We start from the raw sequence: 9,643 nt of genomic DNA, 5'->3' as shown, positions 1-9,643 counted from the left end.
CGCATCGTCACCGTCCGGCGCGGCCGGTTCGCATCCACGACGTCGCGCGTCGCCGATCCGCGTCGCGCGCTCGCGGCACGCCTACGTGTAGCTCGGTGTAGGTCGCGCGTCGGCGCAGCCGCCGCATCGACGGTCGTTTCTACCGACCGGCGCGGCCTCGTGCGCGCGTTCTGACCTGCGCATCGTCACGCACGATCGCACGCGATGCGCCCGCTTCCGCATCGCATGACGCACGCTGCGTTTGCAGCATTGCGCAAGTTTCAATCCCGCCCGTGTATCGCGCGTTGCCACACCGGCGACATGGAGATCGCGCTGCATTCGCACGCGCGTCGCTCGCCGATGCAGACTTTTAAAACGAACGAATGACGAGTATGCTTAAAAAAGCACTCCCCGTTCGGACGGCGAATCGCGTGCCCTGACTCCCGTCCGATCGCATTGCGGCCCCATCGCTGCGCGCACCGCGCGTCGGTGGCGGCGTCTGCTTCTCGCGCCACGGCCGCACGAACCATTCCCCCAACAATCGTCAGGAGAGCTGGTGAGCCGACTCGTCGTCGTATCCAATCGCATTGCAGATCCCCGTAAAGCCGCGGCCGGTGGGCTCGCCGTCGCCGTGAAAGACAGCCTGCAGGAATCCGGCGGCGTCTGGTTCGGCTGGAGCGGGAGGCTGCGCGGCGGCGACGACCAGCCTACGCATGGCGACGAGGTGCAGATCCAGAACGTCGGCGGCATCCAGCTCGCGACGATCGATCTCGACCCGCAGGATTACGACGCGTACTACCTCGGTTATTCGAACAACGTGCTGTGGCCGGTGTTTCACTACCGGCTCGATCTCGCGCAGTTCGACCGCCGCTTCGCCGACGGCTACCGGCGCGTCAACCAGCTGTTCGCGCGCAAGCTGCGCACGCTGCTGCGGCCCGACGACACCATCTGGGTCCACGACTACCAGTTGATACCACTCGCCGCCGAGTTGCGCGCGATGGGCTGCACGAATCCGATCGGCTTCTTCCTGCACATCCCGATGCCGCCGCCGCCGATCATGGCCGCGATCCCGGAACACGAATGGCTGATGCGCTCGCTGTTCGCCTACGATCTCGTCGGCTTCCAGACCGAGTCGGATCTGCTCCACTTCGAGCACTACGTCGAAGCGGAAGCCGGCGCCGCGCGGCTGCCCGACGGCCGCCTGCGCGCGTTCGGCCGCACGCTGTCGGCCGGCGCGTTCCCGATCGGCATCAACGTCGACGAGTTCGAATCGCTCGCACGCGATCGCGACGGCATCGACATGTTCGAGCGGATGCGCGACGAGTATTCGCGCCGCCAGCTGCTGGTCGGCGTCGACCGGCTCGACTACACGAAGGGGCTGCCGCAGCGCGTGCATGCGTTCCGCCAGTTGCTCGAGCAGTATCCGGAGAACCGCAACCGCGCGACGCTGATCCAGATCGCCGCGCCGAGCCGCGAGGATCTCGGCGCGTACGACGACCTGCGGCGCGAGATGGACAGCCTGTGCGGCGCGATCAACGGCGACTACGGCGAGCTCGAATGGATGCCGATGCGCTACATTCACCGCACCGTTGCGCGCAAGCGCTTGCCGGGCCTTTATCGCGCGAGCCGCGTCGCACTCGTCACGCCGCTGCGCGACGGGATGAACCTCGTCGCGAAGGAATTCCTCGCCGCGCAGGACGCGGCCGATCCGGGCGTGCTCGTGCTGTCGCGTTTCGCCGGCGCGGCCGAGCAGTTGAAGTCGGCGCTGCTCGTCAATCCGTACGACACGCAAGGCACCGCGCAGGCGATCCAGCGCGCGCTCGCGATGCCGCTCGAAGAACGCCGCCAGCGTCACGCGGCGTTGATGGCGATCGTGCGCAAGACCGACGTGCACTGGTGGCGCACGCGTTTTCTCGACGCGCTCGCCGAAGCAGCCGAAGTCGCGGCCGCGACCGAATCCTGACGCGCGCTCACGCGTCCGTCGCCGCGTATTCCAGCGCCGCGCCGTTCACGTCGCACAGATCGACCGAAACCGGAATGCCTTCGCGCAGGCTCTCCGTCAGTACGCAATACGCGTCGAACTGATCGAGCACGCGCGTCGCGGCTGCGAGATCGGCCCACGTCTTGCCGATCGACAATCGTACCGACATCGCGCCCACCCGCACCCTGCCTGCTTCGTTCTGCACCATGTCGACGTCGATATGCGCGGCAATCGGCTGCGGATCGACATGCTGCTTTTCCAGCGCGAACAGCAGGCTCGCCGCGAGACAGGTCGCGACGGCCGCGGCCAACAACCGGATCGGGTTCGGCCCGCGTCCGTCGCCGAGCGGCGGCGGTTCGTCGGTGAGCACCGGTGCCAGCGTCGTGCCGGCAAATACCACTTCGAAACAGAAACGCGCCTGCTGCGCGACATCGACCGATACGTGCGCCTCGCTCATGGCGACTCCGTGGAGATCAACGGGGAAAGGAATGCCGGCACGCAGTCGCTTCGACGCGCGCCGCTCGCAGGTTCGCGGCATCTTCAGCGCTCGGGTTCGCGTGGCGGCCCGTACGCGACGAAATCGCGCTCGACTGCTGACGCCTGCTCCGTTTCGACCGCGCCGCCGCGTGCGCCGGCTTCGTCGTCCGGCGCCGCCGTCGTTGCCGACGATGGTTCGTCGCGCCCGTCGATCAGCGCCTGCAGTGCGTCACGTTCGAGCACCTCGCATTGCAGCAGCCGGCGTGCGATGCGTTCGAGCGCATCGCGGCGTTCGCCGAGTGTCGTCGCGACTCGTGCATGCGCGTCGGTCAGCAGCGTGCGCACCTCGTCGTCGATCATCCGCGCGGTGTGCTCGCTGCAGCGTCCGTCGCCCGCATGCCATGCGCCGGGCATGCCCTGGCGCGCATCGCCGTCGTCGAACGTCGCGAGCCCGATCTTCTCGCTCATCCCGTACTGCATGACCATGTGGCGCGCCATCGCGGTCGCGCGTTCGAGATCGTTCTGCGCGCCCGTCGACACGTCGCCGAACACGAGTTCTTCGGCCACGCGGCCGCCGAGCAGTGCATCGATCCGGTCGAGCAGCTCGCTTCGGCGCAACACGTAGCGATCCTCGGTCGGCACCTGCTGCGTATAGCCGAGCGCCGCGACGCCGCGCGGAATGATCGACACCTTCTTCACCGGGTCGCAATGCGTGCGGCTTTCCGCGACGAGTGCGTGACCGGCCTCGTGATACGCGATGGTCAGTTTCTCCTGTGCGTTCATCACGCGGCTCTTGCGCTCGAGGCCCGTCAACGCGCGGTCGATCGCCTCGTCGAAGTCGGCCATGCCGATTGCCGGCTTGCCGAGTTCGGCCGCATGCAGCGCCGCCTCGTTGACGACGTTCGCGAGATCCGCGCCGACGAAGCCCGGCGTGCGCGACGCAAGTTCGCCGAGATCGACGTCGGCCGCGAGCTTCACGCGCTTCACGTGCACGCCGAGGATCTGCCTGCGGCCATTCACGTCAGGGCGGTCGATCGCGATGTGGCGATCGAAGCGGCCCGGCCGCAGCAGCGCGGGATCGAGGATCTCCGGGCGGTTCGTCGCGGCCATGATGATCACGCCGGAGCCGGCCTGGAAGCCGTCCATCTCGACGAGCAACTGATTGAGCGTCTGCTCGCGTTCGTCGTTGCCCGACATCGGGCCGACGCCGCGCACCTTGCCGAGCGCATCGAGCTCGTCGACGAACACGATGCACGGCGCCTTCTGCTGCGCCTGCTCGAACAGGTCGCGCACGCGCGCCGCACCGACACCGACGAACATCTCGACGAACGCCGAGCCGCTGATCGAGAAGAACGGCACGGCCGCCTCGCCGGCCACCGCGCGCGCAAGCAGCGTCTTGCCGGTGCCCGGCGCGCCGACCACCAGCACGCCCTTCGGGATCTTGCCGCCGAGCCGCTGGTAGCGGTCGGGGTTGCGCAGGAATGCGACGAGCTGCTGCAGTTCGGCCTTCGCTTCGTCGATGCCCGCGATATCGTCGAACGTGATGCCGGTTTCCTGCTGCACGTACACGCGCGCGCGGCTCTTGCCCATCCCGGTGAAATCCTGCAGCCCGCCGCGCTTGCGCAGCATCATGTTCCAGATGAACACGAACAGCACGAGCGGCAGCAGCCACGATGCCAGCGATGCGATCCAGCTCGTGTCGGGCGCGCCGTGATAGCGGATGCCGGCGGCGGTCAGCGTGTCGGTCAGGTGCTCGTCGGTCACGCGGTTGGTCGTGAAGCGCCACGGCGCACCGCCCTGCTGCACGGCCGCCACTTCGGACGCCGGCAGCATCGTGCCGGCCTGCGGCATCTTCAGCGTGCCCGAGATCGATACGGGGCCGACTTCGAGATCGTCGACGAGCCGTGCGGCGACGAGCCGGTGGAAATCGCTGTACGCGATCGACGCCGACGTCGGATGCAGCATCAGCAACTGCGCGGCGAACAGCACGAAGAAGCCCGCCGCGATCAGCAATCCCGGGTAGTCGAATTTCCTGTCCATGGCATCGGGCCGGACGTGCGCGCTACGCTTGCGTTGCGCGGCACGGCGGACGTGTGCGGGCACGCGCGCAGCCGGCGCGCGCCATCGGCGGCCATGCGGAAGCGGCATTCATGCGCGCCATCGTCGCCTCGCTTCATCGCCTCGTTCGTCGCATCTATGGCACCGCGACGACGCCGTCGGCCGGCGCCGTCGGGCGATCCTCGCCCGGGCGGCACGCTGCGACGCGCCGCCCCTGAATCCAGTCTAGCTCTCGCGCGCGCGTCGCGCATCGCCCGAGGCGCGACTCGAATCGTCCGACAAACACCTTTCATCCGCCCCCGTTGCCGCGTTATAGTCGCGTTCGTGACATTTTTGTGACAGATACATCGCACCTGCCCAGACGCAACACGGGCCGTTGCTTTCCATCCCGCGGCGCGGCAGCCTGTGCGACGCCGCCGCGCATCACGCCCCCGTCCACCCGCCCATTCGAGGAACCCACGACGTGAACGACACCCCCGATCGCCCCGACGACCTTCCCGCCGATCCCGACCGCCGCCGCGTGCTCGGCGGCCTCGCCGCGCTCGGTGCGGGTGTCGCGCTCAGCGGCTGTGAAACCACGGCAGGCAGCGCGCCGCGCTCCGCCGCCGACCTGCGCATCGATGAAGCGCTGCGCCAGCGCGTGCGCCACATCGTCGTGATCTACGCGGAAAACCGCAGCTTCGCGAACCTGTACGGCGATTTCCCGGGCGTGCGCCATCCGCTGAGCGAAGTGCGGCCCGAACACGCGCAGCAGCTCGATCGCGACGGCAAGACGCCGCTGCCCGTCTTGCCGAAGATCTGGGGCGGGCTCGTGCCGCAGGCGCAGGAAGTGGACGGCAAGCGCTACGCAATCGCCGAGCGCGACATCGACAAGCTGCCGAATGCGCCGTTCCTGATTACGGACGCACAGGGCAAGGCGCTGCCGAACGGCGTGATCACGCGCGACCTGTGGCACCGCTTCTACCAGAACCAGATGCAGATCGCGGCCGGCCGCAACAACCAGTTCGCCGCGTGGGCCGATTCGGGCGGCCTCGTGATGGGCCACTATCGCAACTCGGCCGACACGCTGCGGCTGTGGAACCTCGCGCGGCAATACACGCTGTGCGACAACTTCTTCATGGCGGCCTTCGGCGGTTCGTGGATGAACCACATGTTCCTGATCTCCGCGCAGCCGCCGCTGTATCCGGATGCGCACAAGCATCCGCATGCGGCGAAACTGCTGTCGAAGGTCGAAGGCGACGATCCCGCCGGTACGCGCCTGAAGCTCGCCGACCATTCGCCGGCGTCCGCGCTCGACGGCCCGCCGAAGTTCGCCGCCGACGGCCCGCTGACGCCGGACGGCTATGGCGTGAACACGATGGCGCCGCCGTACCAGCCGAGCTACGTGCCGCCGCCCGATCCGGGCAACGCCGCGTATGCGGATCCGGCCGACCATCGCGTGATGCCGCCGCAGGGCTATGCGACGATCGGCGATCGCCTGTCGGAAAAGAACGTCGACTGGGCGTGGTACAGCGGTGCGTGGCAGTACGCGCTCGAGCATCGCGACACGGGCAACGTGCCCGATTTCCAGTACCACCATCAGCCGTTCAACTATTTCGTGAACTACGCGCCGGGCACCGACGCGCGCGGCAAGCATCTGCGCGACGCCGGGCTCGGCGACGAGCCGTCGACCAACCACCTCATCGCCGACATCGACGCAGGCCGCCTGCCGGCCGTCACGTTCTACAAGCCGCAGGGCAACCTGAACATGCATGCCGGCTACGCGGACATCGAATCGGGCGACCGTCACATCGCGACCGTGATCGACCATATCCGGCGTGGGCCGCAATGGGACAACACCGTAATCGTGATGACGCATGACGAGAACGGCGGCTGGTGGGATCACGTCGCGCCGCCGGAAGGCGATCGCTGGGGGCCGGGCTCGCGGATTCCGGCGCTCGTGATCTCGCCGTTCGCGAAGAAGGGTTTCGTCGATCACACGCTGTACGACACGAACTCGATCCTGCGCTTCATCAGCCGCGTGCACGGGCTCGCACCGCTCGACGGCGTGGTCGCGCGCAACAAGGCGTTCGCCGCGCGCGGCGCGACGCCGCCGGGTGATCTGACGAATGCGCTCGATCTCGGCTAAGCGCCGACTGGCCTGACTGGTTGGCGGCTTGACCGCTTGACTGTTTGAAACGACAACGCCCCGGGCAATGCGATTGCCCGGGGCGTCGTTCATTTCGGGCCTGAAAACGCTATGCGGCGCGGCGCACTGCGTCGCACTCCACTTGCGCGGCGTGACGCCCGGCCTGCCGGCCGAAGAACGTCGCGTCGGCCAGCGACAGCCCCGAGCTGTACCCGGCGCCCCAGCGCGGCAGCCCGCAGGTCGTACGGCCCGCCGCATAGAGCCCCGGCACCGGCGCGCGTGATGCATCGACCACCTGCCCGGTCGGCAGCGTGTCGAGCCCGCCGAGCGTGAAGTGCGGATAGAACGCATAGTCGATCCGGCAATCGAGCGCGACGAACGGCGGCTCGATCAGCGGCTGCAGCCACTTCTTCGCCTTGTGGAACAGCGGATCGACACCTTCGGCCGCATGGCGGTTGTAGACGTCGACGGTCGCCGTCAGCGTGCCGGCCGGCATCTGCAGGTCGCGTTCGACTTCCTCCCACGTTTCGCCGGCCGCCGCGATGCCGATCCGCGCGATCGCGGGCGGCTCCTGATACGTCGCCTGGTCGACGAGCAGGTAGATCCGGTCGTCGGCCTGGTGAAATGCGTGATGACCCGTGCGGCCGTGATAGCCATCCTCGTTGATGAAGCGCTGCCCGCGCGCGTTCACGAAGATCCCCTTGATCAGCGCTTCGGGCGCGTAGAACGGCAGGCTGACGAAGCCTTGATCCATGTGGATCGCCGCGCCGCCCGCGCTCTGGCCGAGCAGGATGCCCGAGCCGTCGTCGCCGGGGCTGCCGATCGGTTCGTCCGAGCGCAGGAACTGCGGCGCATGCCGGCGCACCATGTCGCGGTTCATCGCGAAGCCGCCCGCGCACAGGATCACCGCACGACGCGCCCGCACGAATGCCGTTTCGCCATAGGCGCGCAGCACGACGCCGCGCACCGCGCCGCCATCGTCGACGATCAACGCGAGCGCGCGCGTGTCGTAGCGTGTCGCGACGCCAAGCGCCGCCACGCGTTCGGCCAGCACGCGCATCAGCATCTGCCCGCCGCCCCAGCCCGGCCATTGCGGCGTGTGCCCGCGCGGGCACGGCTTCGCGGCCTCGCTGAACGGCCAGGCTTCCTCGCTGCCCGACCAGATCAGGCAATCGTCGGTTTCCGGTTCGACGATCCGCTCGGCGATGAACGTGTTCTTGTACGTGAGGCCCTGCGCGACGAGCCAGTCGTGGTGCGCCAGGCTTTCGTTCGCGTAGAGGCGCACTTTTGCGTCGTCGGCGTCGCGACCGCCGGCCAGCATCAGGTAGCGGTACAGATCCTCGGTGTCGTCGGTAAAGCCGGCCTGCCGCTGCGCGGGCGTGCCGCCGCTGCCGCCGCGGTAGATCTAGCCGCCCGACAGCGCGCTCGTGCCACCGTAGCTCGACGCGCGCTCGACGATCAGCGTGTCGGCGCCGGCGCTCGCGGCTTCGATCGCCGCGCAGGCGCCGGCCGCGCCGAAGCCGACGATCACGACATCGTGTTCGGCATCCCAGCGATGCACGTCGCGGGTATTCAGGGGGTGAGTCAGGGAATAGTCGGATGACATGAGGAATGGGTCAGCGTTGGGGAAGTCTGCGGAAAGCGGCGGGGGTGGCGAGGGCCTGACGCGGACGTCTCCGCGGGCCCCATTGCCGAGACGGGCGTGTAACGGCGCGCGTGCAGGACGCCCACCGTCACATGTCCGGATGAAGTCGAACCGCGTGAAGCGGGATCGATGCGCAGTGATTCAACCGTGGGCGTAGCGAAAGCATCCGTACGCCATCGCGCCGCCACGGCTTTCGCGCTGCGCGGCGCGCGGCCGCGCCGGCGTCACATGCCGCGCATCGCGGCGAAACCGAAGTGCGACGGATCGATCGGCACGCAACCGGTCGGCAGGCCGTTCGCATCGACCGAGCGGCATTGCAGGATGCCGGCTGCATACGGCGGCGACGGGACCTGATCGGCGCCGTATCGCGCCATCGCCATGGCAGCGAACGTGCCTATCGCCAATACGCACAGCTTGCGAGTCGTCAGTCTCATGATCGTCGTCCCCTCCGGTTGTCCGCTGGTGCGGTTCGTGTCCGGCGTGCATCGCATGCGGCACCGGATGACTGCACGGTAGCCAGCGCCCGGCCGCCGGCCATCGTCCGTTTCGACTAGGGGCAAACGCTGAGCGGACGATGCGCGACCTGACGCATCGCAACATCGCGCGCTCCGGCTTCGCCCACGTGGATGAAACACGATACGTCGTGCGCCAGTCGCAGCCGGCCGCACGAATCGTCAGACGCATGTCGCGCACCAGTCGCTGCGCCGCACCATCTCTGCACCCTGGTGTGACCGGTAGCGGCCTGCCCCGGTGTTTTCCCCGACCCTCGCCCTGCTCCGTATGGATGATGAATCCCGGCCTGCCCGGTGCGAACCTGCGCGTCGACGTCGCAATGCCGCCGCGTCGGCCCGCCTCGCGCAGCCGACGCGTTCCGTTCTTCCACGGGAGCCCACGCATGACCGATTCCAATCCCCGCCACGCGCTGTACGAACTGGCGTGCCGCTACGCGCAAGCCGTCGACCGGCGCGACTGGCCACGCCTCACCGCACTCTTCACCTCCGATGCCACCCTGGCCGGCCCCGGCTTCCGCTTCGACGACCGCGACGCGATCGTCGCGGGCATGCGCGTGATCGAGCGCTACGAAGCGACCCAGCATCACGTGCACAACCAGCTCGTCACGCTCGACGGCGGCGAGGCCGATGTCGAAACCTACGGCGTCGCCTGCCACGTCTACGTGCGCGACGGCGTGAAGCGCAAGCTCGACTGGGGGCTGCGCTATCGCGACCGCTGCGTGTTCGACGGCGGCACGTGGCGCTTCGCCGCGCGCACGCTGCACGTCGACTGGGCACAAGACCTGCCGCTGGAGGGCTGAACGATGCGCACCCCTGCTCCCCTCGCCGGCCGCACCGCACTCGTGACGGGCGGCGCCGGCGGA

General features: G+C 68.4%; 6 protein-coding genes and 1 pseudogene. 3 read left to right on the top strand and 4 right to left on the bottom strand.

Features of this window, described 5'->3' with window-relative positions:
• Nucleotides 1-535 precede the first annotated feature (535 nt).
• Nucleotides 536-1,942, top strand: a complete 1,407-nt coding sequence (gene otsA / locus G3N93_RS26350; RefSeq protein WP_011355125.1) for an alpha,alpha-trehalose-phosphate synthase (UDP-forming) — start codon at nt 536-538, stop codon at nt 1,940-1,942.
• Between the two features lie 7 nt (nt 1,943-1,949).
• On the opposite strand, the gene G3N93_RS26345 is transcribed toward otsA, so the two are convergent.
• A complete protein-coding gene (locus G3N93_RS26345; RefSeq protein WP_174937714.1) occupies nt 1,950-2,417 on the bottom strand; it encodes an OsmC family protein in 468 nt (155 codons plus the stop codon).
• A gap of 83 nt (nt 2,418-2,500) precedes the next feature.
• Nucleotides 2,501-4,477: an ATP-dependent zinc metalloprotease FtsH gene (gene ftsH, locus G3N93_RS26340; protein ID WP_174940947.1), complete on the bottom strand. Its 1,977-nt coding sequence runs from the start codon at nt 4,475-4,477 to the stop codon at nt 2,501-2,503.
• 481 nt (nt 4,478-4,958) lie between these two features.
• Between ftsH and G3N93_RS26335 the strand changes: the two genes are divergently transcribed.
• Entirely contained in the window at nt 4,959-6,623 is a 1,665-nt protein-coding gene (locus tag G3N93_RS26335) for an acid phosphatase (RefSeq protein ID WP_206134283.1), read from the top strand.
• 109 nt (nt 6,624-6,732) lie between these two features.
• Here G3N93_RS26335 and G3N93_RS26330 read toward each other — a convergent pair.
• Nucleotides 6,733-8,229: pseudogene (locus tag G3N93_RS26330) on the bottom strand (FAD-dependent oxidoreductase).
• 263 nt (nt 8,230-8,492) lie between these two features.
• Nucleotides 8,493-8,702 (bottom strand): hypothetical protein, encoded by a 210-nt coding sequence (locus G3N93_RS26325; RefSeq protein WP_089427420.1) that lies wholly within the window; start codon nt 8,700-8,702, stop codon nt 8,493-8,495.
• A gap of 461 nt (nt 8,703-9,163) precedes the next feature.
• Here G3N93_RS26325 and G3N93_RS26320 point away from each other — a divergent pair, with 461 nt between their 5' ends.
• Nucleotides 9,164-9,580, top strand: coding sequence for a nuclear transport factor 2 family protein (locus G3N93_RS26320; protein WP_174988840.1), 417 nt, complete (start codon nt 9,164-9,166; stop codon nt 9,578-9,580).
• Nucleotides 9,581-9,643: the final 63 nt, after the last annotated feature.

It is taken from the genome of Burkholderia sp. Se-20378 (genome assembly GCF_017104665.1).
GTDB lineage: Bacteria > Pseudomonadota > Gammaproteobacteria > Burkholderiales > Burkholderiaceae > Burkholderia > Burkholderia lata.
Note: the sequence above shows the minus strand (reverse complement) of the source record. Positions and strands in the feature narration are given on the sequence as shown.

Bases quoted from the DNA above. Each gene is read 5' to 3' on its own strand.
- ftsH (WP_174940947.1), bottom strand. From the start codon at position 4,477: ATGGACAGGAAATTCGACTACCCGGGATTGCTGATCGCGGCGGGCTTC.
- G3N93_RS26345 (WP_174937714.1), bottom strand. From the start codon at position 2,417: ATGAGCGAGGCGCACGTATCGGTCGATGTCGCGCAGCAGGCGCGTTTC.
- G3N93_RS26320 (WP_174988840.1), top strand. From the start codon at position 9,164: ATGACCGATTCCAATCCCCGCCACGCGCTGTACGAACTGGCGTGCCGC.
- G3N93_RS26325 (WP_089427420.1), bottom strand. From the start codon at position 8,702: ATGAGACTGACGACTCGCAAGCTGTGCGTATTGGCGATAGGCACGTTC.